Source organism: Ancylobacter sp. GW821-FHT10E12 (assembly GCF_058809335.1).
In genome coordinates, this window is the sequence record NZ_JBXASN010000010.1 from 131,560 (window position 1) to 158,064 (window position 26,505).

Genomic DNA, 26,505 nt, shown 5'->3' on the forward strand with positions numbered 1-26,505 from the left:
CCCTGCGTCAATGGCCACCGCCGCCGGCTTTGTTCACCGGACGACTCATCAGCGGAGCGCAGAGGAAGAGCAGGCAAAATAGCACCGTCAACACCAGGAACACGTCGGAAAACGCCATGACTTCCGCCTGGATGCGGACCTGCCCGGCTAACTTCTTCAATGCCGCCAGATCGGCATCCGAACCGAGCGGGGAAAGCGCCTTGGTCATGGAATCGAGCCGCTCGACCGCCGCCGTATTGGCCCATTGAACGCTTTCATGCAGCCGCGCCAGATGCAGGTCCCAGCGGTTGTTGAGCACGGTGTTGATGAGCGCAAGCCCGACCGCGCCGCCGAGATTGCGCATCAGGTTGAACAGGCCCGAGGCGTTCTTGAGCTGCGCCGGCGGCAGCGTGCCGAGCGAGATGTTGTTGATCGGGATCATCGCCAGCATCAATCCGACGCCGCGCAGCACCTGCGGCACCAGCAGCTCCCAAAAATCCCAATCCTTGGTGATGCCGGTCACCTGCCACGTGCCGAGCGCGAAGGCAGCAAAGCCGATGCCGATCATCAGCCGGGGATCCATCTTCGCGACCATCCGTCCGGCGATCGGCGCGGTGAGGAACATGGCGAGGCCGGAGACGAACATCGTCTCGCCGATCATCAGCGCCGAGTAGCCCCGCACGCGTGCGAGATAGAGCGGATAAAGATAGGTCAGGCCGTAGAGGCCGATGCCCATCACGAAGCTGAAGGCCGACCCGACCGAGAAATTGCGGTTGGCGAAGGCCCGCAGGTCCACCACCGGCTCGCGGGCCATGAGCACGCGGGCAAAGAAGGCCAGCGAAGAGACCGCACCGACAATGGCGAAGATGAAGATCGCCCGGTCCTCGAACCAGTCATTGGTCGGCCCCTCCTCCAGCACGAATTCAAGGCTGCCGAGGAAGCCGGCCATGAACAGGAGGCCCCACCAGTCGAAGCGATCCAGCAAATCGAGGTCCGGCTCGTCGAAATCGACCAGCAGCGTGCAGGCGACGACGACGAAGATGCCGGGCACGATGTTGATCAGGAACAGCCAGTGCCAGGAGAACAGGTCGGTGAGATAGCCGCCGATGGTCGGGCCGATGGTGGGGGCCAGCGTCGCCACCAGGCCGATCAGCGGCGTGATGACCGGCTGCTTCTCACGCGGGAACACCGAATAGGCGGAGGCGAAGACAGTCGGGATCATGCCGCCGCCGAGGAAGCCCTGCAGCGCGCGGTAGACGATCATCTGGTCGATGCTGGTCGCCGTGGCGCACAGGAAGCTCATAACGGTGAAGCCGGCCGCCGAGCCGACGAACAGCCAGCGCGTGGAAAGCGCGCGCGACAGGAAGCCCGAAAGCGGGATCATCACCACTTCGGCGATGAGATAGCTGGTCTGCACCCAGGAAATCTCATCGGAGCTTGCGGCGAGACCGGCCTGGATCTCCGCCAGCGAGGCCGAGACGATCTGGATGTCCAGGATCGCCATGAACATGCCGAAGACCATGCAGAGGAAGGCGAACATGCGCCGCCCCTCGGAGGAGGCAGCGCGCCGCGCCGGTCCGGCTGCGATCAGCGCGTCGCTCATCGCAGCCTCCTCAGGCGCCGCCGCGCGTGTCGACGATGGCGTTCACCGACATGCCCGGCCGCAGCTCCGCCTTGGCGCGAGCCGCCTCGTCGAGCTCGATCCGCACCGGGACGCGCTGCACGATCTTGGTGAAGTTGCCGGTGGCGTTCTCCGGCGGAAGCAGGCTGAACACCGAGCCGGAAGCCGGCGCGACGCTCGCCACCCGGCCGTCGAACTCCTCGTCAGGATAGGCATCGACCTCGATCCTCACCTTCTGGCCCGGATGCAGGCGGCCGAGCTGCGTCTCCTTGAAGTTCGCGTCCACATAGACTTGGGTGATCGGCACCAGCGCAGCCAAACGGGTGCCGGCCTGCACCAGCTGGCCGACCTGCACCGCGCGGTTGCCGACGATGCCGTCGAAAGGCGCCCGCACCACGGTGAAATCGAAATTGCGCTGAGCCTGGTCGCGCGAAGTCTTGTTCTCGTCGAGCACGCGGGCAGCCTCGGTCTGCTGTGCCTGCAGCACGGCGATATTCGCCTGCGCCGAGGTGACGGCAGCCTGCGCGGCGTCGACCGCCGCCTGTGCCTTGTCGCGGGCGGCGCGGGCGTTGTCGAGCGTCGCCCGGCTGGAATATTGCGACTTCACCAGCTCGGACTGGCGGTCGAATTCGAGCTGGGTGCGGTTCAGCTCGGCCTGCTCGGAGACGAGCTGGGCCTTGGCCTGGTCGACGCCGGCCTTGCCCGCCTCGACCTGTTGGCCGTAGCGCTCGATGGTTGCCTGCTGGGTGGCGATCTTGGCGTTGGCTGCCTGCAAGACCAGCGCATAGTCGCCATCGTCGATGCGGGCGATGACGTCGCCGGCCTTCACCTTCTGGTTGGTGTCGACGTCGATGCCGACAATATGCCCGCTCACCTTGGCCGCGAGGACCGAGGTGTCGGCACCGACATAGGCGTCGTCGGTGGAGACCATGAAGCGGCCGACGCGCCACCAGTCGAGCCCGTAATAGCCGCCGCCCGCCAGCGCGGCGGCGAGGAGAGCGGCGAACACCACCTTCTTGCGCGAGCGCCGTGGCGGCGCGGCACCGGTGGCGCCCAGCGCGCCGGCTTCCGAGGGAGCCGGATCGGACGGCCGGCGCGCGGTCAGCGGCACCGGCGCCGCGTCGCCCGGGCGTTCAGCCTCGATCACTTCCATCTTCTTCGTTCCCGCCTGAGCCATGGCGTCCTCACGGAGCGTAAACTAAACCGTTCAGTTCAATCTTGCTTTACATATCAAACTAAACCGTTTAGTCAATGGCTTTGACAAAGTTTGCCGGAGCAGCCTATGCAAAGGGCTGGAGAGTGCGATGAGCTCGAGCGAAACCGATACCCGCAGCGCCCCGCGCCCGGAGGCTGAATCCTCCAAGCGCCGCGACATAATCGACGGCGCGCGGCGCGTGTTCTTCGACAAGGGTTTCGACGGCGCCAGCATGGACGAGGTGGCGAAAGCCGCCGGGGTCTCCAAGGCAACGATCTACGTCTATTTCGGCAGCAAGGAAGAACTGTTCGAGGCGCTGGTGCATAATGACCGCGCCCGCTCCGCCGAGCATCTCTTCGAGGTCGACGCGTCGATCGACGACATTTCCGTCCTGCTGCACCGGATCGGCATGTCCTTCATGACGATGATGGTGCAGCCCGATCATATCCGCCTCGTGCGGATGGTGATCGGGGTGGCCGAGAAATTTCCTCGCATCGGCCAGGTCTTCTTCGAGGCGGGCCCATGCCATGGCGGCCGCCGCCTCGCCGACATGCTGCGCCGGCAGGTGGAACTTGGGCGGCTGGAACTCGACGACGACGTCGCGGCCGCGCACATGTTCCTCAACATGTGCCAGGGAAAACTGGTGAAGGGCCAGTTGTTCGGCGACCCGGAGCCGCCGACCGTGGCGCAGATGGAAGCCACGGTCGATCTGGCCGTGCGGGTGTTCCTGAAAGCCTACGGGACGACGCCTGTAGCCTGATGCAAGCGCGCCGCTCAGGCGCACGTGCATCCAGACGTTGCCCCTCCCCCAAGGCGCGGTCTCAGCTCATGTTGAGATCGACATTCTTCAGCGGCAGGTTTCGCACGCGCTTGCCGGTGGCGGCGAAGACGGCGTTGAGCACGGCGGGCGCCGCCACCGCGATGGTCGGCTCGCCCACCCCGCCCCAGAAGCCGCCCGAGGGAACCGTGATCACGTCGACCACGGGCATCTCGTCGAGGCGCACCACGTTGTAGGTGTCGAAGTTCTCCTGCTCGATGCGCCCGTCCTTCACCGTGCACTCGCCATAGAGCATGGCGGACAGCCCATAGACGAAGGAGCCGGCGACCTGCGCCTCGACCTGCTGCGGATTGACGACGTAGCCGGGATCGGTCGCGGCCACGATGCGGTGGATCTTCAGCCGGCCGCCCGTCACCGACACTTCCGCCGCCGCCGCGACATAGCTGCCGAAACCCATGACCTGGGCAAGACCGCGATGGATACCTTCGGCCGGCTTGGTGGTTTCCCAGCCAATGCCCTTGGCGGCGGCTTCCAGCACCGCCAGATGCTTGGGATGGTTCGCCATCAGCTTGCGGCGGAACGCCAGCGGGCCCTGACCGGCGGCGTGGGCCAGCTCGTCGATGAAGCACTCCATGTAGACGGCGTTCTGGTTGAGGTTGACGCCGCGCCAGTAACCCGGCCGGATGTGCGGATTGCGCATCGCATAGTCGATCAGCACGTTGGGGATCGTGTAGCCGAGATGCCCCTCGGGACTATCGGAAAGCAGCCCCTGGTAGATGAAGGGATCGCCATTGCCGGTGATGGCGCCGGGAGCGGCAAAGGTCGCGATCGACTGGCCGGAGATCCGCATGTGCAGGGCCTCGACACCGCCCTTGCCGTCGAGGGTGGCACGGAACCTCGCCTGCGTGACCGGGTGGAAGCGGCCCTGCAGCATGTCCTCCTCGCGGGTCCACATCATCTTCACCGGCGTGCCGGGAATCTGCCTGGCGATCAGCGTGGCCATGCGCAGATAGTCGGTCGCAAGCCGCCGGCCGAAGCTGCCGCCGATGCGCATGACGTGTATCTCGCAGGCTTCCGGCGGCAGGGCGGCCGCGGTGGCGACGGTGCTGAGCGCCGCCTCGGGAACCTGTGTGGGTCCCCACACATCGCAGCGCTCCGGCGTCCAGCGCACGGTGGCGGAGAGCACCTCCATCGGCGCGTGGTTCTGGTAGGGGAAGCTGTAATCGGCCTCGATCACGCGAGAGGCGCCGGCCAGAACGCCCTTGGCATCGCCGGCACTGTTGCCGGTAAACGGCGTGTCGGCTGAAAGCCCCTCGCGCAGCATGGCGGCAATGGTCTCGCTGGAGACCTTCGCGTTAGCCCCCTCGTCCCAGACGATGGGGAGCGCGTCGAGCGCCGTCTTGGCGCGCCAGAAGGTGTCGGCCACCACCGCCACCGTCTCGTCGTCGACCCGCAGGACATGCTTCACGCCGCGCAGGCCGGATATGGCGGCCGCGTCGAAGCTCACGAGCTTGCCGCCATGGACCGGGCAGGCCTTCGGCACCGCCACCAGCATGCCGGGCATCGTGTAGTCCATGCCATAGACCAGCGATCCGTTCAGCTTGTCGGCGGTGTCGAGGCGCTTCAAGGGCTGCCCGGCAATGGTCCAGTCCTTCGGGTCCTTGAGCGGGACCTCGGCAGGCGGCGCGATCCTGTTCGCCGCCTCGGCGACGGCGCCATAGGTGGTGGAGCGCCCGCTGGCGGCGTGGGTGATCACGCCCTTGGCAACGGTGCAGTCCGCCGGCGCCACGCCCCAGCCCTGGGCCGCCGCCTGCACCAGCATGATCCGCGCCGCCGCCCCGCCGGAGCGTACATAATCGTGCGACCCGCGGATGGCGCGCGAGCCGCCGGTCGACTGCGCGCGCCACACATTGGCGCGGCGCTTGTTCTCGCCCGGCTTCACCAGTTCGAAGCGCACCTTGTCCCAGTCGCATTCGAGCTCCTCGGCGACGAGCTGGGCGAGGCCGGTGAGCGAGCCCTGCCCCATCTCGATGCGGGCGATGCGGAGGATCACGGTCTCGTCCGGCTGGATCACCACCCAGGCATTGACCTCCGGCGCCGCCGTCTGCGCGATGGCCTGCCTCGGTAGCGGGAACGAGAAGCCGAGGGTGAAGGTGCCGGCCGCGGCGCCGGCGCCGACGATGAAGCCGCGACGGGAGAGGCGGACATGGGTGGCGGACGTCCTGGTCTGTGACGGCATCATCATGGCCCTCTCCCTCAACCCTTGTTCGCGGTCATGCGCTCGGCGGCGAGCTTCACGCCGGCCAGCACGCGCGGATAGGTGCCGCAACGGCAGATATTGGTGATCTCGGCGCGGATATCGTCGTCGCTCGGGTTCGGATTCTGCGCCAGCAGCGAGGACGCGGCCATGATCATGCCGACCTGGCAATAGCCGCATTGCGCGACGTCGAGCTCGGCCCAGGCCTGCTGCACCGGGTGCGGCTTGTCGGCGCCGAGGCCCTCGATGGTGACGATCCTCTGGTCCTCGGTCACCGCGCTGACCGGCAGCGCGCAGGACCGCGTCGCCACGCCGTCGAGATGCACCGTGCAGGCGCCGCACTGGGCGACGCCGCAACCGTATTTGGTGCCGGTCAGGCCGACATGCTCGCGTATGGCCCACAGCAGAGGCGTGTCGTCCTCGACATCGACCTCGACCACCCTTCCGTTGATGTTCAGCTTCGTCATCTCGCTCGCGCTCCCGGCTTGAGGATGAAGTGTTTCAGCTAGTTGGGGGTCGCCAATCCAGAGAGATAGGCGACGATGCTGGCCCGGTCGGCTGCATTGGTGACCGAGACCGTCATGGTCGTGCCGGAGACCATCGCGCGGGGATTGGCGAGGAAGGTGCCGAGCTGCGCCGCGTCCCAGGTCAGCCCGATATCCTGCATGGACTTGGAATAGCGGGCGCCCTCGACGCTCCCGGCCTTACGGCCGACGATGCCGGCGAGCGTCGGGCCGATCCGGTTCTGTCCCGGCTGCACGGTGTGGCAGGCCCCGCAGCGCTGGCGGAACAGCCGCTCGCCCGCCGCCGCATCCTGGGCGGCCGCCAGGCCAGGCACGAGCAGAGGCAACACAATAATACTCAAGTAAACGGCAACGCTCTTCACGTTCATTCAGTTATCCTGCTTCGATCAAGATCGCAGAAGGGCGTTGACGCCAGGAAATCGCGCATCAGATTGCGATTACATGTTCTCTCTGGACGACAAACGTCCACCGGCGCACAGTCCACCAGCCCTCGGAATCGATAGGCGTTACGTTAGCGCAGGTGGTTGCAGGCGATTAGGCGGCAAAGGCCGCATAAGCCTATATCCGCGGTTCATGAATGCTGCGGCTTCGGATTGCTCGTCGCGTCAACGTCGAGGCGCCACACAAGCGGTCGCGACCACTTGCCGTTGTCATCCACGGTAGCGGAGCGCCTCCACCAGCACCGCGAAGGCGGCCGAAGGCTGGCGCCGGCTGGGATAATAGAGGTGATAGCCCGGAAATGACGGGCACCAGTCTTCCAGCACGCGGACAAGACGCCCGTCCGCGAGATGCGCTTCGACCCGGTCCTCCATGACGAAGCCAAGGCCAAAGCCGGCGGTGGCGGCGCGGATGATCGCGCCCGTGTTGTTGAAGGTCAGTTGCCCCTCGACGCGGACGCGAACCTCGCGGCCATCCTTCTCGAGTTCCCAGGCATAAAGGCCTCCCGCGCTCAGCATGCGCTGATTGATGCACTGGTGTTCCGCCAGATCATGCGGGGTACGGGGAGGCGGCCGTCTCTCGAAATATGCCGGCGAGCCGACCACCACCAAACGCAGTTCCGGGCCGATCCGCACCGCGACCATGTCCTTGGCCAGCGCTTCGCCCAGCCGGACACCGGCATCGAATCGCTCGGAGACGATGTCGGTCAGGCTGGAGTCGATGCTGAGCTCGACATGGATGTCGGGATATCCGGGCAACAGCTTCTCAAGAGCCGGCCACAGCACGGTTTTAACGGCGTGGTCGGATGCGGTGATGCGAATCGTGCCCGCCGGTTTCTCGCGCAGCTCGCTCAGCGAGGCGAGCTCGCTGCCGATGCTGTCCAGCGCCGGCCTCAGCGTGCCGAGCAGCCGCTCGCCGGCCTCGGTCGGTGCGACGCTGCGGGTGGTGCGGGTCAGGAGGCGCACGCCGAGCTGCGTCTCCAGCCGTCGGATCGTGTGGCTCAGCGACGACTGGGAGGTGCCAAGTCTGGCGGCGGCACGGGTGAAGCTTCTCTCTTCCGCCACGGTGAGGAAGGCGTTGAGATCGACCAGGTCCTCGCGCCGCATTCATGAGCTCCGGATATAGCTCCGTGCGGTTTATACCAATTTCCTCCCGGAATACCTCACGACTAGGTTATCGGCCGCGATCGTCGTACCGGGGACGCGGCGGCGACCGGCCCCGGCACCGCTCATCAACCCGGATTGGCGTTGGTCGGTCGCGGCTCTGCAAGGTATTCTGCGTCGGAAACCTGCTCCAGCCAGGTGACGGCGCTTCCGTTGAGCGCTTCGGCAACCGCGAAATGCGTCATCGCCTCGTCGGCTGCCGCTCCATGCCAATGCCGCACATTCGGCGGGATCCAGACCACGTCGCCGGGGCGGACTTCGACGATCGAGCCACCCTGCTTCTGCACCCAGCCGCGACCGGAGACGATGAACAGCGTCTGCCCGAGCGGATGGGTGTGCCAGGCCGTCCGCGCCCCGGCGGCGAAGGAAACGGTTCCGCCGCCGATCCGCGCCGGCTCGTCGCCCTGATATCGGCCGGTGACCCGCACCTCGCCGGTGAAGTTGGCGGCGGGACCCGGAGTACCGCTGCTGGCCGGCGCGGCGCGGGTGATCCGCAGGTCGGCTTCCACCGGTGCCGCCGCGGCTTCCCGGCTGGCGAAAACCCGCTGGAGGACGGGTACCGCCGACATCGCACGGGGCCAGCCAGCGTAGAACGCGGCATGCGCCGGCACCTCGGCCGCCTGTTCGCGCGTCAGCCCGTTGTCCATGGCGCGATTGGCATGGAACGGAAGCTGCTCCGGCTGGCCGATGGCGATCAACGCCGCCATGGTGACGAGGCTGCGGTCGCGCGGCGAAAGATCCGGCCTCTGCCACAGATCGCCGAACAGCACGCGGTTGGTCAGTTCGGCCAGCGCGGGGGCCGTCGGGGCCACATTGGCCTCGACGGTCGCGGTGCGGGCGGCTTCCGCCGCCGCCTCCAGCTCGATCCGCGCCGCCGTGCTGTCGGTGACCGGGCCGATCTTGCGCTCGTCGAACACCTTCTTGGTCTCGGCGACGGCCGAGATCGCGTTCGGCCAGCCGGAGTAGAAGGCGAGCTGGGTGATGAGTTCGCCAATCTCTTCCGGCTTCACGCCATTGTCGAGCGCCCGGCGGACATGCCCGCCAATCTGCGCCGTCTTGCCGGTGGAAACGATCGCGGAGACGGTGACGAGGCTGCGGTCGCGCGGCGCGAGGTCCTCGCGCAGCCAGACCTCGCCGAACAGGACATCGTCGGTGAAATGACCGAGGCCGGGCGCCACCTCGTACACGGCCGGCGGGGCGACGCGGCGCCGGGTCTCCTGGGCCTCGGCCGCTGTCGCGGCAAGGGCCGAGAGCGCAAGGCTGGCAGCAATGCTCTTCATGCGAGCACCTCCTTCGATTGTGCGGGAATTCTGGTTTCGGTGGTCATGGCCGGTGGGGAAGCCCGGCAACCGGGGACGAACTGCGCCTGCGCCTCTGGATCAGGGCGAGGGTGTAATGTGCGAGCACGGCGTAGAGGCCGACGATCGACAGGTAGTTCACGAAGAAGCGCGGCGTCTCCTCGTTGAAATCCCACATGTCGAGCGTGTAGCGCAGGAAGAGCTTCGAGCCGAAGGTCATGCCGAAAGAACTCTGCACCCCCAGAATCGCAATCGCGCCGGTACATGCGCGCAACAACCATGTGTGCGCCGCACTCCTCGTCGTCATGCCGAGCGCATTGCGCACCGCGTTCATGACGATGGGCCAGTTCAGACCGAGATGAATGCCGAGAATAGCCACGGCCCAATAGGCGGCTAGCTTGTGAAGCTCGCGTAGAGCGAAGTCGTCGTCGAGCTCCACGACGCTGAACAGCGAGCGCGAGATCGTCAGGCTGGTGACGACCAGCACCAGCATGACGGCGAGGAACGACAGATTGACCGCGATGCCGATCCGCCGCCGGACATCGTGCCGGCCATTGAAAAGCGCGGCATACCAACGCCGGTTGAAGGCGGCATGTACGAGGAGCAACAGGAACAGGCCGGCACCGATCAGCTCATGCGCAAGATTGTCCAGCCAGTAATAGGCGAGCCCGGCGAGCAGCAACCCCGCCGCAAGGAAATCAAGCGCCAGACGCAACAGGAACCTGTAGCTCACGGTCTGCCCTTCGAGTTCGGTATTGCGCTACGGGCCGCTCGGCCATCCATGAAGACCGCTTTTTGCCGGCCTACTCGAACTCCACCATGTCTCTGAAGGTGAACATGTATTCGCTGTCCGCCCGCGACTGGTGGCAGGACTGGCAGCGGGAGGTGCTCTCGTTCATGTTGATCGAGCGGTCGGGCCAGAACCACTGGAACTGCCAATCGCCGGTACTCCGGCGCGGCTCGAAATCCCCTCCCCAGCCCTCGCCCTTCTGCATGATGAAGTATCGATAGATCTTGCCGTCCCGGTAATCGACCAGAATGACATGCGTGCCGGCCGGCACCGGCTGGCCGTTCTTGACCGCCTCGATCGCTTCGCGGCTGGTCAGCATGCGCTCCGTGACCTCGCCGCGGGTGACGGTCGTGAAGTGGACCAGTTGATCGATGTTCTCGGGAAACACGACACGATTGCTCTCGGCGCTCACCTGCCAGCCGACGAGCGTCGCGATGCCGAGTACAGGAGCGATCAATGCCAGGCGCCGTACGATGGTTCTCATGCGTTTCCTCAGCTCAGCCATAGGGTGGTGGCCGATGGCGTCCGGGTTGCGCCCGCGTCTCAATGCACATCCGCACGGTCGCGAGCGGGCATGAGCCGCGTGCACAGCAGGCTCCCGATGCCGGTGATCGCGATCACCCAGCCCATCGGCCATGGCGTGCCGTCGGCGAAGGCTCCGACCAGCGCGGAACCGACGATGCCGCTGCCATAATGGATCGCGCCGATCAGTGCGGAGACCGCTCCGGCGCGATCGGGGAAGCCGGACAGCGCACCCGCGATCGAGTTCGCGACGATGAAGCCGGTCGCCGAGACGAATATGAACAGCGGAACGACCAGCCCCCAGAGTCCGCCCCAGCCCGTACCGGCCGAAACCGCAACGAGCACGCCCGAACATGCGGCTGCCGCGGTGCCGGCCGCCAGCAGCCGGTCGCTGCCGAAGCGCATCACCAGCCGCGCATTGACGAGGTTGGTCGCCATGATGCCGACGATGCCGATAGCGAACAGCACCCCGTAGAGTTCGGCCGGCACATGATGATAGGTGATGTAGGCGAAGGGCGTGCCGGCGATATAGGCGAACATGCCGCCATAGAAGAAGCCGCCCACCCCCGCATAGCCCAGCAGGCGACGATGGCGCAGCAATTCGCCATAACGATGCAGGGCTCGTCCCAGCGGGGCATGGTTGCGTTGTCCGGGAGGCAGCGTCTCCGGCAGCAGCAGCACCGCCACGAGGGTGGCGAGCCCGACGCCAACCAGCACCCAGAATATCGCGTGCCATCCGGCAAGGGCGAGAATCTGCCCGCCGACGAGCGGGCCGATGAGCGGCGCGATCGCCATCACCGTCATCAGCGTGGACATCATCTGCGCGGCGCGAGGCCCCTCGTAGAGGTCTCGAACCATCGCGCGCCCCAGCACGACCCCGGCGCTGGCACCGACCGCCTGCACGATGCGCCAGCCGATCATCGTCCAGGCGTCATATGACAGCGCGCAGCCGGCCGAGCCGATGACGAAAAGCACCAGCCCGATAGCGACCGGAAGGCGGCGGCCATAGCGGTCGCTGATCGGCCCCCACAGGAGCTGGCCCAGGCTGAAGCCGATGAGATAGCCCGAAACCGTCAGTTCGATCGTGCCGCTGTCCGCGCCGAGCGACCGGCCCATGACCGGCATGGCCGGCAGATAGAGGTCGGTCGAGATCGAAGCGAAGCCCATCAGCGCGCTCAAGGTCCCGAGCATGCGCCAACCGTGGCGGGCGGCCTCCGTCCGTGCCGGGGCGCTGGAGCCGACCGCAGCGGCGGCCTCGACGGCATCGCCAGGGAAAATGTCCGCGGCAATCGGGACGTCGTCGATCGCAGCGGTCTCGGCGTCCTCTTCCTCCGGTCGGCGGTCGAACATCGGCGTCACAATTCCTGCGCGGTGGGGCGGAACAGGATCTCGTTGACGTCGACGTCCTCAGGCTGGCTGATCGCGAAGGCGACCATGCGCGCAAAGCTGTCCGCCGGTATGGCGTAGGCTTCGTAGAACGCCTCGATGCCCTTGGCGACGTCGGCCTCGGTGATGCTCTGCGGCAGTTCGGACTGCACGGCGCCCGGCGAGATGATGGTGGTGCGGATGTTGTAGGGCTTCACCTCCTGGCGCAGCCCTTCCGACAGCATGCGCACCGCCGCCTTGGTGGCGGCATAGACCGCGCTCCCCGGGCGCACCTTGTGGCCGGCGACCGAGGACACGTTGATGATGTGGCCGCTCTTCTGGCTGGTCATGTACGGCAGCGCCGCGGCGATGCCGTAGAGCACGCCCTTGAGATTGACGTCGATCATCCGGTCCCAGTCGCCGATCTTGCCGCGCTCCAGCGGCGAGTGCGGCATGAGGCCAGCATTGTTGATAATGACGTCGACCCGCCCGTGCGCGGCGACCGCCGCGTCGACAAGGCGCTTCACCTGAGCCGGATCGGTGACGTCGGTCTCGACGGCGGCAGCGGCGGGCAGACCGATCTCGGTCGCGAGCGCCTGGAGCCGGTCGAGCCGGCGCGCGCCGAGGACGAGCCGGGCTCCCTCGCGCGCGAGATGGCGGGCCGTCGCTTCGCCGAGCCCGCTGCTCGCGCCGGTGATGACGACGACTTTGCCGTCGATGTTCTGCGACATGATGAGTCCCAATCGTGAAAAGCGGTGCCGCGCCAAGCGCGGCACCGGTCGGCCGGAGTTCAGCGGCCGGTGGTCGCCATGAGCTGCTCGGGGTAGCGCTCGCCCTCCACGTCGATCTCGGCAAGCGCCCGTCGAATCTCGGCGATGTCGGCCTCGGTGAGCACGACGTCCGCGGCGCCGAGATTTTCCTCCAAGCGGTGAAGCTTGGTCGTGCCGGGGATCGGCACGACCCATGGCTTTTGGGCCAGCAGCCAGGCGAGCGCGATCTGGGCGGGGCTGGCCCGCTTCTCGCCGGCGATGCGCTTCAGCAGATCGATAAGCGCCTGGTTCTTCTCCATGGCCTCGGGCGTGAAGCGCGGCAGGATCTTGCGGAAATCGTTCTCGCCGATCTTGGTGTCCTTGCCCATCGTACCGGTCAGGAAACCCTTGCCGAGCGGGCTGTAGGCGACAAGGCCGATGCCGAGCTCCTCGCATGCCTGGAGAATGCCGTTGGTCTCGGGGCCACGGGTCCAGAGCGAATATTCATTCTGCAGCGCCGAAACGGGCTGCACCGCGTGCGCGCGGCGCACGGTCTGCGCGCCCGGCTCGGACAGGCCGAAATGCTTCACCTTGCCCGCAGCGATCAGCTCCTTGACCGCCCCGGCGACATCCTCGATCGGGACATCGGGATCGACACGGTGCTGGTAGAAGAGGTCGATGACCTCGATGCCGAGCCGCTTGAGCGACGCGTCGCAGACCTCGCGAATGTGCTCGGGCCGGCTGTTCATGCCCGCCATTTTGCCGTCGACGATATTGAAGCCGAATTTGGTGGCGATCACCACGTCGTTGCGAACCGGCCGCAGAGCCTCGCCGACGATCTCCTCATTGGTGAAGGGACCGTAGACCTCGGCGGTGTCGAAGAAGGTGACGCCGAGATCGACCGCTGCATGGATGAGCCGGATGCTGTTCTCCTTGCTCAGCGCATGGCCGTAGCTGAAATTCAGCCCCATGCAGCCGAAGCCGATGGCGGAAACTTCAAGACCGCCCCTTCCAAGTACCCGTTTCTGCATTGCTCGCCTCCGACACGTTACCGGCAACGGCCATTGCGTCGGCATTGGCCATTGCGTCGGAATGCAGGATAGACCGGGCAACGCTGATCAATTAGCCGCCATAAACCGCATGAAGTGATATCGGCGGTTCATGAATGCGTGGGCCAGCCGTGACGACCGAAGCGTTCGTCACCGGCAACGTCGCAAGCGGCGCGTCTTGTTCCGAGAGACGAGTCTTGACCTGCCGACGTGATGGAGCCCGATAATTGGCGGACCCACCCATGCGATTTTTGCATGGCTAAAGCCTGTATCTGGAATTGTACTTATTTATAACTTCGTTGAGTCGGGCGGGACGGTTCGGCAGCGATCACCAGAGCGGGATGCGATGCGATCTTCCAGTCCTTCCGGTTTCACACGCCGCAAGCTCCTCACCTCGACGGCAATGGCCGCGCTGCTCGCCACAAGCGGCAAGGTGTTCGGCGCGGTGGTCAGCGGCACCCAGCCCTTTGCGCCTTTCGATTATTCGCCGCCGGAAACATTGCCGGGCGGTCGCTGGTATTTCTTCTCCCCGGAGGAAACGCGCGCCGTCGAGGCGATCGTCGAGCGACTGATCCCGGGTGACGACCTCAGCATCTCGGGCAAGGACGCCGGTTGCGTGGAATTCATCGACCGGCAGCTCGCGGGTTCCTACGGGTCCTACGAGCGGCTCTACATGCAGGGCCCTTTCCAGAACGGCACGCCCGAGCAGGGAGACCAGTCCGAGTTCGCTCCGCGCGATCGCTACCGCAAGGGGCTCGCGGCGCTCGACGCCTATTGCCGGACCAACCATTCGAAACCCTTTGCCGAGCTGCCGGGCGAGACCCGCGACGAGATCCTTTCCGGGCTCGAGGCCGGCAAGATCGAGCTCCCGGGCTTCGACGGCAAGCTGCTGTTCGAGACCGTGCTCGGCAACACGATGGAGGGCTTCTTCGCCGACCCGATCTATGGCGGCAACAAGGAGATGGTGTCCTGGAAGATGCTGGGGTTCCCCGGCGCGCGGTACGACTACCGCGACTATGTCGAACGTCACAACGAGAAGCTCGACCTGCCGCCGCTGTCCATTGCCGGCCGGCCGGAATGGAAGACGAGGGGCTAGGCCATGGCAACGAAACTCCCCCGCAAGGACGTCGTGGTCATCGGCCTCGGCTGGGCCGGCTCGATCATCGCGAACGAGCTGACCGACGAAGGGCTCGACGTGATCGCGATCGAGCGTGGTCCGTGGCGCGACACCGCGCGCGACTTCAACATCGCGACCGCCGCCGACGAATTGCGCTACAACCAGCGTCAGGAACTGATGGTGCGCACCGCGCAGAACACCATCACGGCGCGCAACAACGCCTCCCAGACGGCGCTCCCGATGCGGAACTGGGGCTCGTTCCATCCCGGCAACGGTACCGGCGGCGCCGGCAACCACTGGGCCGGCATCTCCTTCCGCTTCGGCCCGAGCGACTTCCGGCTGAAGAGCTATCTCGCCGAGAAATACGGTGCCGCCGCCATTCCCGACGAGCTGACGCTCCAGGACTGGGGCACCGACTGGGACGAGATGGAGCCGCATTATACCGCCTTCGACCGCCTCGCCGGCCTCTCGGGCAAGGCGGGCAACCTGAAGGGCGTGATCCAGGAGGGCGGCAATCCGTTCGAGGGGCCGCGCTCGGAGGAATACCCCACGAAGCCGATGAAGCAGCCCTATGGCCCGGTGCTATTCGCCGACGCCGCCCGCAAGCTCGGCTACAAACCCTTCCCGGTGCCCTCCGCGCTATTGTCCGAGCCCTATACCAACCCGCTCGGCGTCACCATGGGGCCGTGCACCTTCTGCGGCTTCTGCACCAATTACGGCTGCGCCAACTATTCCAAGGCGAGCGCGATAACCACGGTGCTGCCGGCACTGGTACGCAAGTCGAACTTCACCGCGGTGACCAATTCCGAGGTGCTGCGCGTCACGCTCGACCGCTCCGGCACGCGGGCGACCGGCGTCGTCTATGCCGACACCTCCGGCCAGGAATGGGAACAGCCCGCCGACCTCGTGGTGGTCAGCGCCTTCACCTTCGAGAATGTGCGGCTGATGCTGCTCTCGGGGGTCGGCAAGCCCTACGATCCGGCCTCGAACACCGGCACCACGGGGCGCAACTACTGCTACCAGACGGCCAACGGCGTCCAGATGTTCTTCGACGACAAGAACTTCAACTCCTTCATCGGCGGCGGCGCCGTCGGCATGGGAATCGACGAGTTCAACAACGACAATTTCGACCATTCCGGCCTCGGCTTCTTCGGCGGCGGCTCCATCCGCGTGACGCCGATCGGCGCCGCGCCGATCGCCAGCCGCCCGGTGCCGCCCGGCACGCCGCGCTGGGGCTCGAAATGGAAGAGCGAGACGGTGAAGGCCTATCTGAGCACCATCAGCATCGGCTGCGAGGCGTCGAGCTATGCGACCCGCGGCAACTATCTCTCGCTCGACCCGACCTACAAGGACCGGCTCGGCCGGCCGCTGCTGCGGGTCACCTTCGACTTCCCCGAGAACGACCTGAAGATGGCTCAGTACTGCACCTCCAAAGTCGCCGAGATCGCCCGTGCCATGGGGCCGCGCCAGATCGTGGAGCGGCCGATGAAGGGGCACTGGAACACGGCTCCCTACCAGTCCTCGCATGTGGTGGGAGGGTTCGTCATGGGCACGGACCCGACGACGAGCTCGGTCAATAAATACCTCCAGACCTGGGACGTGCCGAACCTGTTCGTGGTCGGCGCCTCCGCCTTTCCGCAGAACCCCGGCTACAACCCGACCGGCACGGCGGCAGCGCTCGCCTTCAAGGCGGCGGACGCCATCCGCAACCTCTATCTGAAGGCGCCGGGCGCGTTGGTGCCGGCATGAGGAAGGCCGCTTTCCTCGTCGTCGCGGCCCTCGCCGGCATCGGGGGTATCGCGCGGGCGGGCGATCCGAGCGATTTCGTCACGGTCGAGCGCGGCCGCTATCTGGCGGTGCTGGGAGACTGCGCCGCCTGCCACACGGCGCCGGGCGGCAAGCCCTTTGCCGGCGGCGTGCCGATCGAGACGCCGTTCGGCCGGCTCGTCGGCGCCAACATCACGCCCGATCCCGAGACCGGCATCGGCAAATGGACGCCGGAGGATTTCCAGCGCGCCATGTCGGAGGGTGTCGCCAAGGGCGGCTACCATCTCTACGGCGCCATGCCCTACACGGCCTATACGAAGGTGACGGCCGCGGACAACGCGGCGCTGTTCGCCTATCTCAAGACGATCGAGCCGGTGAGCAACGAGGTCGAAACCAACCAGTTGCCCTTCCCCTTCAGCATGCGCCTCAGCCTCTTTGGCTGGAACCTGCTGAACTTCTCGAAGGGTGAATACGTCCCCGACCCCAAGCAGAGCGCCGAGTGGAACCGCGGCGCCTATCTGGTGCAGGGCCTCGGCCATTGCGGCACCTGCCATACGCCGAAGAACGTCCTCGGCGGCGACAAGGCCGGCGAGGAGCTGCGTGGCAATGTGGTCGACGACTGGCTCGCGCCCGACATCACCGGCAACGCGCATGAGGGTGTCGGCAAATGGTCGGTCGATGAGCTGGTCCAGTATCTGAAGGACGGCGCCAACCGCTACGACATCGCCTCCGGTCCGATGGCGGACGTGGTGGAGAAGTCGTCGAGCCATTGGACGGATGCCGATCTCAAGGCGGTGGCGGTCTATCTCAAGAAGGTTGGCGGCTCCGCTGCCGCCCCACCCGCCCCGCTTGCTGCGGGCGATCCGCGCATGGCGGCAGGCAAGGCGATCTATGACGATCGCTGCTCGGGCTGCCATATCGGCAATGGCGAAGGCATAGCCGGGCTGTTCCCGAAGCTGGCGGACACGCCCTTGGTGAGCAATGCCGATCCGTCCTCGCTGGTGCGCGTGGTGCTCGCCGGCAGTCGGGCCGGGACCACCGACGCCCGTCCGACGGGACCGTCCATGCCGTCCTTCGCCTGGAACCTGAAGGACGACGACGTCGCCAATGTGCTCACCTATGTGCGCAACAACTGGGGCAATGCCGCCCCGCCGGTGACGGCCGATGAGGTGGGCAAGCTGCGGGGCGCACTGCAACCCTAGAATGCCTGTACGGATCGAGGCATGCAGCGGGGATTTTCGACCGCCGGAGGTTGGAGATGTTCAGGCGGCGAGAAGGCGGATCGGAACGTCGCCTCCGTCGCTCTCGCCATCGGCCTGGCCTGGTAAAAGCCGTCCGCACCACCGAACGGGCGGCACCGTTCGGCCTTCCGTCTAGAGTTCCTCGTAGCGCGCCGGGTCCTGGTCGAAGGTGCGCCCATTCGGGTGCGCCAAGGCGGCAATCGACGACATGTCCTCGGACGAAAGCTCGAAATCGAAGATCGACAGGTTCTCGACCTGCCGCTCCCGGCTCGCCGCCTTGGGCAGCGGCACCGCATTGAGCTCAACATGCCAGCGCAGGATCACCTGGGGAATCGTCCTGCCGAGGCGTTCGGCGATCGCCTCGATCGTCGGGTCCCGGAGAAGCTGGTTCGCGCGGCCGAGCGGGCTCCAGGACTCGGTGACGATGCCGTGGGCCTTGTCGAAGGCGCGCTGCTCGGCCTGCGGAAAATAGGGGTGCAGTTCCACCTGGTTGATGGCCGGAGCCACGCCGGTCTCGCCGATGATCTTTTCTAGATGCACCGGCAGGAAGTTGCAGACGCCGATCGAGCGGACGAGGCCGCGCTTGCGCGCCTCGATCAGCGCCCGCCAAGCCTCAACATAGAGACCCTTGCTCGGGTTGGGCCAGTGGATCAGGTATAGGTCGTAATAGTCGAGCTGGGCGCGGTAGAGCGATTCCTCGATGGTGGCGATGGCTTCGTCATATCGATGATGCCGTCCCGGCAGCTTGGAAGTCACACGCAGTTCCGCGCGCGGGATGCCCGCCTGCCGGACGGCTTCGCCGAGCGCGCCCTCATTCTCGTAGTTAAACGCTGAATCGAGCAGCCGATAGCCGTTGCGGATGGCGCTCACCATCCCCGCGACACCCTCGGCGCCGTTCAGCCTGTAGGTGCCGAAACCAACCCTCGGCAGGATCGTATTGTCGTTCAATGTGATGCTGGGGATGTCGACATGGGACATGATGCATTCCTTTTCTTGTAGGCATGCGCGCCGGCGACGGGCGCACGGAGACTACGCGGTGAAACGCCGTTCCGCCGACGCCTTGAAGGCGGGGAGACCGAATTTGTGGCCGAGCGCTTCGGGATCGCGTCAGGCGCCATGCCATAGCGTGGAGATCGGGCCGCCCGCCCCGGCGACGGGATCGGTGTCGGGGAATGGCAAGGTGGCCATGCGTTTCAGCATCTGCAGCGATGCCGCTTCGCGGCAGAGGTCGGGGCTCTGGCCCGGCGGGTAGGCGCCGACCACCAGGAAACCGGAGCTCGCCTCCAGGTGGCAATGACCCGTGCCCACCGGCAAGAGCGCGACATCCCCGGCCCTGACGGTGACCTCGTGCCCGCCCGGTCCACCGAGCATCAGTCGCGCGGTGCCGCCGGCGAAGCCAAGCACTTCATGGGCGGTCGAATGATAATGGTGGAAGGAATAGACGCCGTTGCGCCACGCCGCCGGCCAGCCGTTGCGGTCGAATGTGGCTTCGAAGGCGGATGCCGGGTCGTCCCCCGAAACCGGAACCGCACCGCGATAGAGCAGGACCGGAAGCTGTGAATTGTTCGGCATCCAGCCATTGGGGTCGAGCTGCAGCACCTCCGGCTTCACCGGGGCGGCGCCTTGCGCCAGCACAGGCGGCGCGGCTCCGGCAATGCCGAGGCCGGTAAGCAAGATGTTGAAATGGCGCCTGTCGATGTCGTTCATGGAAGGTCTCCTTTCGGAACGGAGTCCGCCTCACTCCTTCGGGAGCGTGACGGCGGCGAGACCGGCATCCCGGCCTGCGAGGTCGCCAATGGCGGACCAATCGAGCGTCTCGCCGCCATGGGCCAGCAGCGTCAGGAACCGATCTCTCAGAAGGCTCGCAAGCGGCAGCGGCACACGCAGATCCTCGGCGGCGGCGAGCACGAGCCGGATGTCCTTCTGCCCGAGCGATGCCGCAAAACCGGCGGGCTCGAACTTCCGGTCTGCGATCGCCGCGCCGTAGGTCCTGTAGACCGGTGCACCGAACAGCGTCGAGGTGAGGATCTCGAAATACTGCCGCCTGTCGACGCCGCCCTTGTCGACGAGCGCCATGGCCTCGCCAAGGGTTTCGATCACCGAAGCGATCAGGAAGTTGCCACTGAGCTTGACGAGGTTGGCGGCCTTCGGGGTCTCGGAGATGACAAAGGTCCGCTGCCCGATGGCATCGAGGACTGGACCGACCGCTTCCACCGCCTTGCGGGCACCGGCGGCGACCACGAAGAGAGCGCCGGCTGCGGCGACGTCGGGGCGGCCGAACACGGGGGCCGAGACGTAGCCCTGCCCCGCATCGGCGTGAGCGGCTTCGAGCTCCTCCGCCAGCGCCACACTGATCGTGCTCGACGAGATATGGACCGCACCTCCCGGCAGGGAGGCAAGGACCCCGGCCTTGCCGAAGACGACGTTCCGCACGGCTTCGTCATTCGCCAGCATGGTGAAGACGACGTCGCCCCGGCAGGCCTCGCCGATTTCGGCGGCAATGACGGCTCCTTTTCCGGCCAGAGGCTCGGCCCGCGCCCGTGTCCGGTTGTAGACGGTGACCTCGTGGCCGGCCTTCAGCAGGTTCTCAACCATGCCGGTGCCCATATGGCCCAATCCGATGAAGCCGATCTTCATAGCCGCAATCCTCTTCGGTTCCGGTGGTGACTGAACCCGTGGCCCGGCATCGAAATGCCGCAATGCGATATGCCCCTTCGCACAAGCAAAAATAATGGGGTAAATCGGAAGGGACCTTTCTGAAAATGGGGGCAATCGATGCGCGACGTCGCCGAGATCGATGTCTTCCTCGAAGTGGTGCGCCAGGGCGGAATCTCCGCCGCCGCGCGTCGGATAGGCATAGCGCCGTCGGTGGTGGCCGTCCGCATCAGCAATCTGGAGAAGCGGCTGGGCGTGCGGCTGCTGGCGCGCACGACCCGCCGCCAGTCGCTGACCGAGGCAGGGATCCTCTACTACGAGGAGGCGAGCCGGATCGCGTCGGAGCTCCGACATCTCGAGCAACGTGTCGCCGAGAATGCCGTATCAGCCAGCGGCTCCCTGCGCGTCACCGCACCGACGCCGATCGGGCGATGCTGGATCGCTCCGTGCGTGGCGCGCTTCGCAGCCCGCTACCCTGATATTTCGGTGCATCTTACCCTGGAGGATCGCTTCGCCGACATTGTCGACAAAGGCTTCGATATCGCTATCCGCGGCGGGTCGAGCGTCGATTCGAGCCTGACCGGCCACAGGCTCTTCGAGAGCCGCCGCGTCGTCGTCGCGAGCCCGGCCTATCTCGCGCGCCACGGAACGCCGCATACGCCCGACGAGCTTGCCCGGCACCGGTGCCTCGTCTTCAACGGAGCACCGCATTTCCATTCGGAATGGCGTTTCGGGCGTGGGGAAGCCGCGCGCAACATGCGGATCACCGGCACCCTCGCCAGCACCAGTTCCGACCTGCCGGTGATGTGGGCGCTGGAAGGCCTTGGCGTCACCCAGAAGTCCTGGTGGGAAGTCGCCGAGCACGTTGATGCCGGCCGGCCGGTGACGATCCTGGAGCGCTTCGAGCCAGATCCCGCCGTCTTCTTCGCGATCCACCCCGTCAGCCGCGCCCAATCGCGCAAGGTGGACCTTTTCCTTCAGGAGCTGAAGGACGCTCTACGCCCCCTTGGCGGTTGACTTCGACGTTCCGGACGACCCACGGCGCATCGGAGCGGGCCGCCACAGCGGGAGACCCGCCGGAACTCGTCGGCGCCACCATCTTCCTCGCTTCGTCGGCGTCGGACTTCGTGACCGGACCGGTGCTGTTCCAAGCGGCTCGACGTTTCACGATCCATGCCGTTGCGCGGCAGGCACCGTATCCGCAGAGAGAAACCGCGCCCGCGCCTTGGCGACATGCCGCCGCATCAGCAGCTCGGCAAGATCGGCATCCCGGTCGCGCATGGCCTCGAGAATGCGCGCATGGTCGCGATAGGACTTGAGCTGGCCGGGCATCGTCCATGTCCTGAAGCGGCATAGCCGGATCAACGAATAGAGATCGCCGCACAGCAGCTTCTTCAGTCGCGCCGAACCGCTCCCCTCCGCGACCCGGAAGTGAAAGTCCTCCGCTCCCATCACGTGCGAATACACGGTGTCGCTCAGCTGCTGCTGCTCGATCAGCAGCTGTTCGAGCGATTGGAGTTCGGCATCCGACATGCTTTCGGTGGCAAGGCGCGCCGCAAGACCCTCCAGGCTCTCGCGCAGGGCGTAGAGCTCGATGAGATCGCGCAGTTCGAGCATGACCACGCGCGTGCCGGAATGCGCTGTCCGCTCGACAAGCGAGCGCCCTTCCAGCCGCCGCAGCGCCTCGCGCAGCGGACCGCGGCTCACGCCGAAACGCGCCGCCAGGGCCTCCTCGCCCAGCTTGGTCCCCATAGCGATCTTGCCGCTGACGATGTCCTCCTCCAGCACGCGGAAGACGCGATCGCTCAATGTTTCGGTCGGGAGCACATGGATTGATGACAAAATTCAGTTCTCCAGCGAGTCCATGCGAGCATCGTAACTCATTACGGGAATTTTTCAACGTAAAAACAAACATTTATTGGAATCATCAAATCCACGCACATACCATCTCGCAAATTTTGTTGACAATCTAGGCCGCCGCGCAATGATCCCCGTGGACTGACAACCATGTCGGCCTCGAAGCGGATCAACCGCTCATCACATCCCTGGGGAGGGAAATATGCTGCTTCGCCACGTGGCCGGCGCTGCCGTGCTCGGCTTAACGATGCTCGTCTCCACCGCCGGCTTCACTCAATCCCCCGGCTATCCGCCCTATCCGCACAAGACCGTCACCTTGATCACGAGTTCCGGCCCCGGCGGCGGCGGGGATGTCTTCCTGCGCAATCTCGTCAAGGTGCTCGGGCCGCGCTGGGGCATCAATTTCGTGGTCGAGAACGTTCCGGGCAGCGGCGGCGCCAACGCCATGCGCCGCATCGTCGAGGGACCGGCCGACGGCTCGCTGCTCTACGGGGTCTCGACACAGCACGTCGTGGTCACCGTGCTCAGCAATCCACCCTACAAATATACCGACATGCAGCCGGTCGTGAACGTGCTGTTCGATTCGCCGATCTTCTTCGTGCGCAGCGATAGCCCGTTCAAGACCATGGGCGACGTGATGACCTATGCGCGCGCCAACCCCGGCAAGCTCAAGTTCGGCGTCGGCACCGCCGCCTCCATCGACCGCATGGTCGTGGAGACGCTGAAGGTCAAGGAAAAGCTCGACATGGTGGTCGCCACCCATGACAGCGGCGGCCAGCTCACGCTCAGCGTACTGAGCGGCGCGGTCGACATCGGCTCGGGCGACGCCCAGGAGATCGCCTCGCAGATCGAGGCCGGGAAGATGCGGATCCTCGCCGCCGTCACCGACAAGCGGCTGCCGAACTTCCCCGACGTTCCGACCGCCAGGGAACAGGGCGCCGACGTCACGGCCATCGGCTGGCGCGGCTTCGTGGTCAAGAAGGGCACGCCCCCGGAGATCACCCAGGCCTGGGAGAAGGCGATCCAGCTGGTGCTGCAGGATCCCGACTACAAGGCCTTCTACATGAAGAACAACTCGATCCCCGGCTACCTCTCGGCAAAGGATTTCGACGCGCTGACGAACAAATTCGCCGTCGATCTCGACGACTTCTTCAGCCAAGTCGGCATCAAGCAGAACTGAGCCCGCGGAGCACGCGCAATGATCGGAAACCTGGTTTCGGGCCTGGTGATCTTCGCCGCCTCGGCCGGCTACTACCTGACGGCGGCAGCCATGCCGACGAGCATTCTCGACACGACCGTCAACTCGGCGGCCTTTCCGAAGCTGCTCGGCATTGCCGGCATGCTGCTCTCGGCCGTGCTCGTGGTGCAAAGCCTCGTCATGAGCCATCCGGCTCCGGCAGACGACCTGCCGCCGGAAAAGGGAACGGCATCCGCCGGGGAGACATGGCGTCCGCACCTGCGGGCGCTCGGTCTCCTCGTCATCACCTGCCTGTTCATCGGGGCGATCGAGCTCGTGGGTTATCCGGTGGCCGTCGCGGCTCTCATCCTCGCGGTGTCGGTCTACCAGGGCTACCCGCTGTCCTGGGTATCCGTCGCCGTGGCCGTCGCCGGAGGCCTCGCCTTCTGGCTGTTTTTCATGGTGCTGCTCGGCATTCACCTGCCGCTGGGCATCTGGAGCCGGCTCGGTGCGCTGGCGCCGGCCATCGTCGCAAGCTGAGGAGGCGATCATGGAAGGTCTCTCTATCGCCCTTCACACCGTGTTCGGCTCGCCGGCGGTGTTCTATGCCCTCGCCGGCGTCGCCTGGGGCATCGTCGGCGGGGCACTGCCGGGGCTGTCGGCCTCGATCATCATGGCACTGCTCCTGCCCTTCACCTTCGGCATGGATCCGACCATGGCGATCATCCTGCTCGCGTCGACCTATGTCGGGGCCGAGTATGGCGGCTCCATCCCGGCGATCCTCATCCGCACGCCGGGAACCAGCGCGGCGGTGACGACCGTGCTCGACGGCTACGAAATGCACAAGCAGGGCAAGAGCGGCGAGGCGCTCGGCATCTCGCTGATGGCGGGCGTGGTCGGCGGGCTCATCGGCATGGTGCTGGTGGTTGCGCTCACCGAGCCGCTCTCGTATATCGCGCTCTACTTCACCGCACCGGCCTATTTCGCCCTCGGGCTGTTCGGCCTCAGCCTCATCGCGGCGCTGTCGGACGGCTCGGTGATCAAGGGCTTCCTGGCCGCCATCATCGGCCTCGCCATCTCCACCATCGGCATCGACCCCCTGTCCGGCGTGCAGCGCTTCACCTTCGGTTCGGCCGAGCTGCTCGGAGGCATCGAGCCGATACTCGTCATGATCGGCATGTTCGCCATGGCGGAGCTGTTCGTGCAGTCGAACACGCCGGACTGGGACAAGACCTCCCACAGCATGCGGATCAAGCTGCCGGACCTGAAGATGTGGAAGCGCATCTACATCCCGACGCTGATCGGTACCGCCATCGGCACGGTGGACGGCGTGACGCCGGGCGGCGGTTCGACGCTCGCCTCCTTCATCTCCTACAACGAGGCCAAGCGCTGGTCGAAGCATCCCGAGGAATTCGGCAAGGGCTCGCCCGAGGGCATTGCCGCGCCGGAGGCGGCCAACAACACGGTCGCCGCCACCGCGCTGATCCCGACGCTGAGCTTCGGCATTCCGAGCTCCGGCTCCACCGCCGTGCTGCTCGGAGGGCTCATCCTGCACGGAATCGAGCCGGGACCGGCGCTGCTGACGAAGAACCCCGAATTCGTCTACGGGCTGTTCGGGGGGCTGTTCATCGCCAACCTGTCGCAGATGCTGCTCGGCTTCATCATGCTGCCGCCCTGCATCTGGCTGGTGAACCGGCCGAAGGCATTCCTGATGGCCTTCATCATCGCCCTCGTCTCGTCGGGCGTCTATTCGGTCAACGCCGACATCTACGACATATGCATCATGGTCGGGATGGGCGTGGTTGGCTACGTGATGCGCGTCCTGCGCTTCCCCGTTCTTCCCCTGGTGCTCGCCCTCGTCCTCGGCGGCATCGTGGAGCGCAACTACCGCCGCGCCGTCGACCTCGGCTACGGCGACCACTCGATCTTCCTCACCGATCCGATCTCCGCCGGCCTCATCGGCCTCACCGTCCTGTTCGTCGGCCTGTCCATCCTGTTCGGCATCCGCAAGCGCCGCCGGGAGAAGGCCGCCGAGCGGGCGCTGGAACGCGAGGTGCGCGAAAGCGCGATCGGCCACGCGGCAACCCATTCTTCAGGCATCTGAGATTTTGGAGACGAACATGAACTTCAAGGACCGCATCGGCGTCGACCTGGGTCAACGCAACCGGATCGAAGACGGCCTCGCCGCCGCCGTCACGCACGGGATCCGCTACCTCGACCTCAAGATCGACGTCGCCCCGAATGCCATCGAGACGCTCACTCCCGAGCGGATCGGCGGCATCCGGGCAATCTGCGACGCCAACGGCATCCATGTCGGCATCCACACCATGTCCGCCGTGAACGTCGCCGAGGTGGCGCCGCATGTGCGGGACGGAGTCGAGCGCTATCTGCTCGGGCATCTGGAGGCCTGCAAGAGCCTCGGCGGCGAGTGGATGGTCGTGCACGCGGGCTATCACTTCACCTCGGACGTCAATATGCGCATGGAGGCCGGCCTCGAGCGCCTCAAGCGGCTCTCGGGCCGCGCCGAGGAGCTCGGCGTCACCCTGCTGCTCGAGAACATGAACTGGGAGCCGGACGACGCCGAGGTTCATTACCTCGCGCATAATGTCGAGGAGACGCTCTACTATTTCGACCGGCTCCACTCGCCCAACCTGCGCTGGGCCTTCACCGCCAACCACGCGCATCTGGTCGAGGAAGGCGTCGACGGCTTCCTCGCCAACATGGACATCCGTCGCTGCGACGAGGTGCGCCTCGCCGACTGCTGGCGGAACGGCAAGGAAATTCATCTGCGCCCCGGCGAGGGTGACTTCGACTTCCCCGACCTCTTCCGCAAGCTCGATGCCGCCGGCTTCGAGGGCCATTATATGAACGCCTTCGGCTCGCTCGACGACATGATTGCCGGCCGCGAAGCGCTGGCACGAATGGCAGAGCCGGTCAGCTGACCCGGACGGTGAGGCAAAGGA

25 protein-coding genes are annotated in these 26,505 nt (G+C 65.9%); 9 read left to right on the forward strand and 16 right to left on the reverse strand.

Annotation, left to right across the window (positions count from 1 at the left end):
• Window positions 1-7: 7 nt before the first annotated feature.
• Together AC1RU4_RS15480 and AC1RU4_RS15485 are read right to left on the reverse strand one after the other, a co-directional pair.
• The gene (locus AC1RU4_RS15480) at window positions 8-1,582 is read right to left on the reverse strand and encodes a DHA2 family efflux MFS transporter permease subunit (protein WP_492891992.1); all 1,575 of its coding nucleotides are present in this window, start codon (window positions 1,580-1,582) and stop codon (window positions 8-10) included.
• A 10-nt stretch (window positions 1,583-1,592) separates the two neighbouring features.
• On the reverse strand, window positions 1,593-2,777 hold the full coding sequence (locus tag AC1RU4_RS15485) for an HlyD family secretion protein (RefSeq protein ID WP_492891993.1): 1,185 nt from the start codon (window positions 2,775-2,777) through the stop codon (window positions 1,593-1,595).
• A gap of 127 nt (window positions 2,778-2,904) precedes the next feature.
• On the opposite strand from AC1RU4_RS15485, the gene AC1RU4_RS15490 reads away from it, so the two are divergent.
• A complete protein-coding gene (locus AC1RU4_RS15490) occupies window positions 2,905-3,555 on the forward strand; it encodes a TetR/AcrR family transcriptional regulator (RefSeq protein WP_492891994.1) in 651 nt (216 codons plus the stop codon).
• 61 nt (window positions 3,556-3,616) lie between these two features.
• Here AC1RU4_RS15490 and AC1RU4_RS15495 read toward each other — a convergent pair whose 3' ends face one another.
• The 10 genes from AC1RU4_RS15495 to AC1RU4_RS15540 all read right to left on the reverse strand — a co-directional run bounded on the left by AC1RU4_RS15495 (window position 3,617) and on the right by AC1RU4_RS15540 (window position 13,710).
• Window positions 3,617-5,812 carry a xanthine dehydrogenase family protein molybdopterin-binding subunit gene (locus AC1RU4_RS15495; RefSeq protein ID WP_492892064.1) on the reverse strand — a complete coding sequence of 732 codons (2,196 nt, stop codon included), beginning with the start codon at window positions 5,810-5,812 and terminating at the stop codon, window positions 3,617-3,619.
• Window positions 5,813-5,829: 17 nt separating this feature from the next.
• Window positions 5,830-6,297, reverse strand: coding sequence for a (2Fe-2S)-binding protein (locus AC1RU4_RS15500; RefSeq protein WP_492891995.1), 468 nt, complete (start codon window positions 6,295-6,297; stop codon window positions 5,830-5,832).
• A gap of 38 nt (window positions 6,298-6,335) precedes the next feature.
• The gene (locus AC1RU4_RS15505; RefSeq protein WP_492891996.1) at window positions 6,336-6,722 is read right to left on the reverse strand and encodes a c-type cytochrome; all 387 of its coding nucleotides are present in this window, start codon (window positions 6,720-6,722) and stop codon (window positions 6,336-6,338) included.
• A gap of 282 nt (window positions 6,723-7,004) precedes the next feature.
• Window positions 7,005-7,898, reverse strand: a complete 894-nt coding sequence (locus tag AC1RU4_RS15510; protein WP_492891997.1) for a LysR family transcriptional regulator — start codon at window positions 7,896-7,898, stop codon at window positions 7,005-7,007.
• Window positions 7,899-8,023: 125 nt separating this feature from the next.
• Window positions 8,024-9,235, reverse strand: coding sequence for a (R)-mandelonitrile lyase (locus AC1RU4_RS15515; RefSeq protein WP_492891999.1), 1,212 nt, complete (start codon window positions 9,233-9,235; stop codon window positions 8,024-8,026).
• Between the two features lie 43 nt (window positions 9,236-9,278).
• Window positions 9,279-9,986 carry a DUF4405 domain-containing protein gene (locus tag AC1RU4_RS15520; protein WP_492892000.1) on the reverse strand — a complete coding sequence of 236 codons (708 nt, stop codon included), beginning with the start codon at window positions 9,984-9,986 and terminating at the stop codon, window positions 9,279-9,281.
• Window positions 9,987-10,056: 70 nt separating this feature from the next.
• Window positions 10,057-10,527 (reverse strand): cytochrome P460 family protein, encoded by a 471-nt coding sequence (locus AC1RU4_RS15525; RefSeq protein ID WP_492892001.1) that lies wholly within the window; start codon window positions 10,525-10,527, stop codon window positions 10,057-10,059.
• Between the two features lie 59 nt (window positions 10,528-10,586).
• Window positions 10,587-11,915, reverse strand: coding sequence for a multidrug effflux MFS transporter (locus AC1RU4_RS15530; protein WP_492892002.1), 1,329 nt, complete (start codon window positions 11,913-11,915; stop codon window positions 10,587-10,589).
• A gap of 5 nt (window positions 11,916-11,920) precedes the next feature.
• Window positions 11,921-12,661 carry an SDR family oxidoreductase gene (locus AC1RU4_RS15535; protein ID WP_492892003.1) on the reverse strand — a complete coding sequence of 247 codons (741 nt, stop codon included), beginning with the start codon at window positions 12,659-12,661 and terminating at the stop codon, window positions 11,921-11,923.
• Window positions 12,662-12,720: 59 nt separating this feature from the next.
• Window positions 12,721-13,710: an aldo/keto reductase gene (locus tag AC1RU4_RS15540; RefSeq protein WP_492892004.1), complete on the reverse strand. Its 990-nt coding sequence runs from the start codon at window positions 13,708-13,710 to the stop codon at window positions 12,721-12,723.
• 364 nt (window positions 13,711-14,074) lie between these two features.
• On the opposite strand from AC1RU4_RS15540, the gene AC1RU4_RS15545 reads away from it, so the two are divergent.
• From AC1RU4_RS15545 to AC1RU4_RS15555, 3 genes are read left to right on the forward strand one after another with little or no spacing between them, the layout of a single operon-like run.
• A complete protein-coding gene (locus tag AC1RU4_RS15545; RefSeq protein ID WP_492892005.1) occupies window positions 14,075-14,824 on the forward strand; it encodes a gluconate 2-dehydrogenase subunit 3 family protein in 750 nt (249 codons plus the stop codon).
• Window positions 14,825-14,827: 3 nt separating this feature from the next.
• Complete coding sequence (locus tag AC1RU4_RS15550; RefSeq protein ID WP_492892006.1) at window positions 14,828-16,594, forward strand: GMC family oxidoreductase; 1,767 nt, start codon at window positions 14,828-14,830, stop codon at window positions 16,592-16,594.
• Window positions 16,591-17,814 (forward strand): c-type cytochrome, encoded by a 1,224-nt coding sequence (locus AC1RU4_RS15555; RefSeq protein WP_492892007.1) that lies wholly within the window; start codon window positions 16,591-16,593, stop codon window positions 17,812-17,814. The genes AC1RU4_RS15550 and AC1RU4_RS15555 overlap by 4 nt, the downstream gene beginning before the upstream one ends.
• A gap of 171 nt (window positions 17,815-17,985) precedes the next feature.
• On the opposite strand, the gene AC1RU4_RS15560 is transcribed toward AC1RU4_RS15555, so the two are convergent.
• From AC1RU4_RS15560 to AC1RU4_RS15570, 3 genes are all read right to left on the reverse strand, one after another.
• Window positions 17,986-18,831 carry an aldo/keto reductase gene (locus AC1RU4_RS15560; RefSeq protein ID WP_492892008.1) on the reverse strand — a complete coding sequence of 282 codons (846 nt, stop codon included), beginning with the start codon at window positions 18,829-18,831 and terminating at the stop codon, window positions 17,986-17,988.
• A 129-nt stretch (window positions 18,832-18,960) separates the two neighbouring features.
• Window positions 18,961-19,560, reverse strand: coding sequence for a cupin (locus AC1RU4_RS15565; protein ID WP_492892009.1), 600 nt, complete (start codon window positions 19,558-19,560; stop codon window positions 18,961-18,963).
• A 30-nt stretch (window positions 19,561-19,590) separates the two neighbouring features.
• A complete protein-coding gene (locus AC1RU4_RS15570; protein WP_492892010.1) occupies window positions 19,591-20,490 on the reverse strand; it encodes an NAD(P)-dependent oxidoreductase in 900 nt (299 codons plus the stop codon).
• 138 nt (window positions 20,491-20,628) lie between these two features.
• Here AC1RU4_RS15570 and AC1RU4_RS15575 point away from each other — a divergent pair, with 138 nt between their 5' ends.
• Window positions 20,629-21,525, forward strand: a complete 897-nt coding sequence (locus AC1RU4_RS15575) for a LysR family transcriptional regulator (RefSeq protein WP_492892011.1) — start codon at window positions 20,629-20,631, stop codon at window positions 21,523-21,525.
• A gap of 147 nt (window positions 21,526-21,672) precedes the next feature.
• Here AC1RU4_RS15575 and AC1RU4_RS15580 read toward each other — a convergent pair whose 3' ends face one another.
• Window positions 21,673-22,335 (reverse strand): GntR family transcriptional regulator, encoded by a 663-nt coding sequence (locus tag AC1RU4_RS15580; RefSeq protein WP_492892065.1) that lies wholly within the window; start codon window positions 22,333-22,335, stop codon window positions 21,673-21,675.
• A gap of 232 nt (window positions 22,336-22,567) precedes the next feature.
• Here AC1RU4_RS15580 and AC1RU4_RS15585 point away from each other — a divergent pair, with 232 nt between their 5' ends.
• The 4 genes from AC1RU4_RS15585 to AC1RU4_RS15600 are packed head-to-tail and all read left to right on the forward strand — an operon-like array spanning window position 22,568 to window position 26,484.
• A complete protein-coding gene (locus AC1RU4_RS15585; RefSeq protein ID WP_492892012.1) occupies window positions 22,568-23,545 on the forward strand; it encodes a Bug family tripartite tricarboxylate transporter substrate binding protein in 978 nt (325 codons plus the stop codon).
• A gap of 18 nt (window positions 23,546-23,563) precedes the next feature.
• Window positions 23,564-24,082: a tripartite tricarboxylate transporter TctB family protein gene (locus AC1RU4_RS15590; protein WP_492892013.1), complete on the forward strand. Its 519-nt coding sequence runs from the start codon at window positions 23,564-23,566 to the stop codon at window positions 24,080-24,082.
• Between the two features lie 10 nt (window positions 24,083-24,092).
• On the forward strand, window positions 24,093-25,646 hold the full coding sequence (locus AC1RU4_RS15595) for a tripartite tricarboxylate transporter permease (protein ID WP_492892014.1): 1,554 nt from the start codon (window positions 24,093-24,095) through the stop codon (window positions 25,644-25,646).
• A gap of 16 nt (window positions 25,647-25,662) precedes the next feature.
• On the forward strand, window positions 25,663-26,484 hold the full coding sequence (locus AC1RU4_RS15600; protein ID WP_492892015.1) for a sugar phosphate isomerase/epimerase family protein: 822 nt from the start codon (window positions 25,663-25,665) through the stop codon (window positions 26,482-26,484).
• Window positions 26,485-26,505: the final 21 nt, after the last annotated feature.

What these genes read in the sequence shown, in the direction of transcription:
- AC1RU4_RS15550 (WP_492892006.1), top strand. Translation starts at nt 14,828, where the DNA reads ATGGCAACGAAACTCCCCCGCAAGGACGTCGTGGTCATCGGCCTCGGC.
- AC1RU4_RS15530 (WP_492892002.1), bottom strand. Translation starts at nt 11,915, where the DNA reads ATGTTCGACCGCCGACCGGAGGAAGAGGACGCCGAGACCGCTGCGATC.
- AC1RU4_RS15560 (WP_492892008.1), bottom strand. Translation starts at nt 18,831, where the DNA reads ATGTCCCATGTCGACATCCCCAGCATCACATTGAACGACAATACGATC.
- AC1RU4_RS15510 (WP_492891997.1), bottom strand. Translation starts at nt 7,898, where the DNA reads ATGCGGCGCGAGGACCTGGTCGATCTCAACGCCTTCCTCACCGTGGCG.
- AC1RU4_RS15575 (WP_492892011.1), top strand. Translation starts at nt 20,629, where the DNA reads ATGCGCGACGTCGCCGAGATCGATGTCTTCCTCGAAGTGGTGCGCCAG.
- AC1RU4_RS15495 (WP_492892064.1), bottom strand. Translation starts at nt 5,812, where the DNA reads ATGCCGTCACAGACCAGGACGTCCGCCACCCATGTCCGCCTCTCCCGT.
- AC1RU4_RS15545 (WP_492892005.1), top strand. Translation starts at nt 14,075, where the DNA reads ATGCGATCTTCCAGTCCTTCCGGTTTCACACGCCGCAAGCTCCTCACC.
- AC1RU4_RS15585 (WP_492892012.1), top strand. Translation starts at nt 22,568, where the DNA reads ATGCTGCTTCGCCACGTGGCCGGCGCTGCCGTGCTCGGCTTAACGATG.
- AC1RU4_RS15565 (WP_492892009.1), bottom strand. Translation starts at nt 19,560, where the DNA reads ATGAACGACATCGACAGGCGCCATTTCAACATCTTGCTTACCGGCCTC.
- AC1RU4_RS15490 (WP_492891994.1), top strand. Translation starts at nt 2,905, where the DNA reads ATGAGCTCGAGCGAAACCGATACCCGCAGCGCCCCGCGCCCGGAGGCT.
- AC1RU4_RS15590 (WP_492892013.1), top strand. Translation starts at nt 23,564, where the DNA reads ATGATCGGAAACCTGGTTTCGGGCCTGGTGATCTTCGCCGCCTCGGCC.
- AC1RU4_RS15505 (WP_492891996.1), bottom strand. Translation starts at nt 6,722, where the DNA reads ATGAACGTGAAGAGCGTTGCCGTTTACTTGAGTATTATTGTGTTGCCT.
- AC1RU4_RS15485 (WP_492891993.1), bottom strand. Translation starts at nt 2,777, where the DNA reads ATGGCTCAGGCGGGAACGAAGAAGATGGAAGTGATCGAGGCTGAACGC.
- AC1RU4_RS15525 (WP_492892001.1), bottom strand. Translation starts at nt 10,527, where the DNA reads ATGAGAACCATCGTACGGCGCCTGGCATTGATCGCTCCTGTACTCGGC.
- AC1RU4_RS15600 (WP_492892015.1), top strand. Translation starts at nt 25,663, where the DNA reads ATGAACTTCAAGGACCGCATCGGCGTCGACCTGGGTCAACGCAACCGG.
- AC1RU4_RS15515 (WP_492891999.1), bottom strand. Translation starts at nt 9,235, where the DNA reads ATGAAGAGCATTGCTGCCAGCCTTGCGCTCTCGGCCCTTGCCGCGACA.
- AC1RU4_RS15500 (WP_492891995.1), bottom strand. Translation starts at nt 6,297, where the DNA reads ATGACGAAGCTGAACATCAACGGAAGGGTGGTCGAGGTCGATGTCGAG.
- AC1RU4_RS15570 (WP_492892010.1), bottom strand. Translation starts at nt 20,490, where the DNA reads ATGAAGATCGGCTTCATCGGATTGGGCCATATGGGCACCGGCATGGTT.
- AC1RU4_RS15535 (WP_492892003.1), bottom strand. Translation starts at nt 12,661, where the DNA reads ATGTCGCAGAACATCGACGGCAAAGTCGTCGTCATCACCGGCGCGAGC.
- AC1RU4_RS15540 (WP_492892004.1), bottom strand. Translation starts at nt 13,710, where the DNA reads ATGCAGAAACGGGTACTTGGAAGGGGCGGTCTTGAAGTTTCCGCCATC.
- AC1RU4_RS15480 (WP_492891992.1), bottom strand. Translation starts at nt 1,582, where the DNA reads ATGAGCGACGCGCTGATCGCAGCCGGACCGGCGCGGCGCGCTGCCTCC.
- AC1RU4_RS15555 (WP_492892007.1), top strand. Translation starts at nt 16,591, where the DNA reads ATGAGGAAGGCCGCTTTCCTCGTCGTCGCGGCCCTCGCCGGCATCGGG.
- AC1RU4_RS15595 (WP_492892014.1), top strand. Translation starts at nt 24,093, where the DNA reads ATGGAAGGTCTCTCTATCGCCCTTCACACCGTGTTCGGCTCGCCGGCG.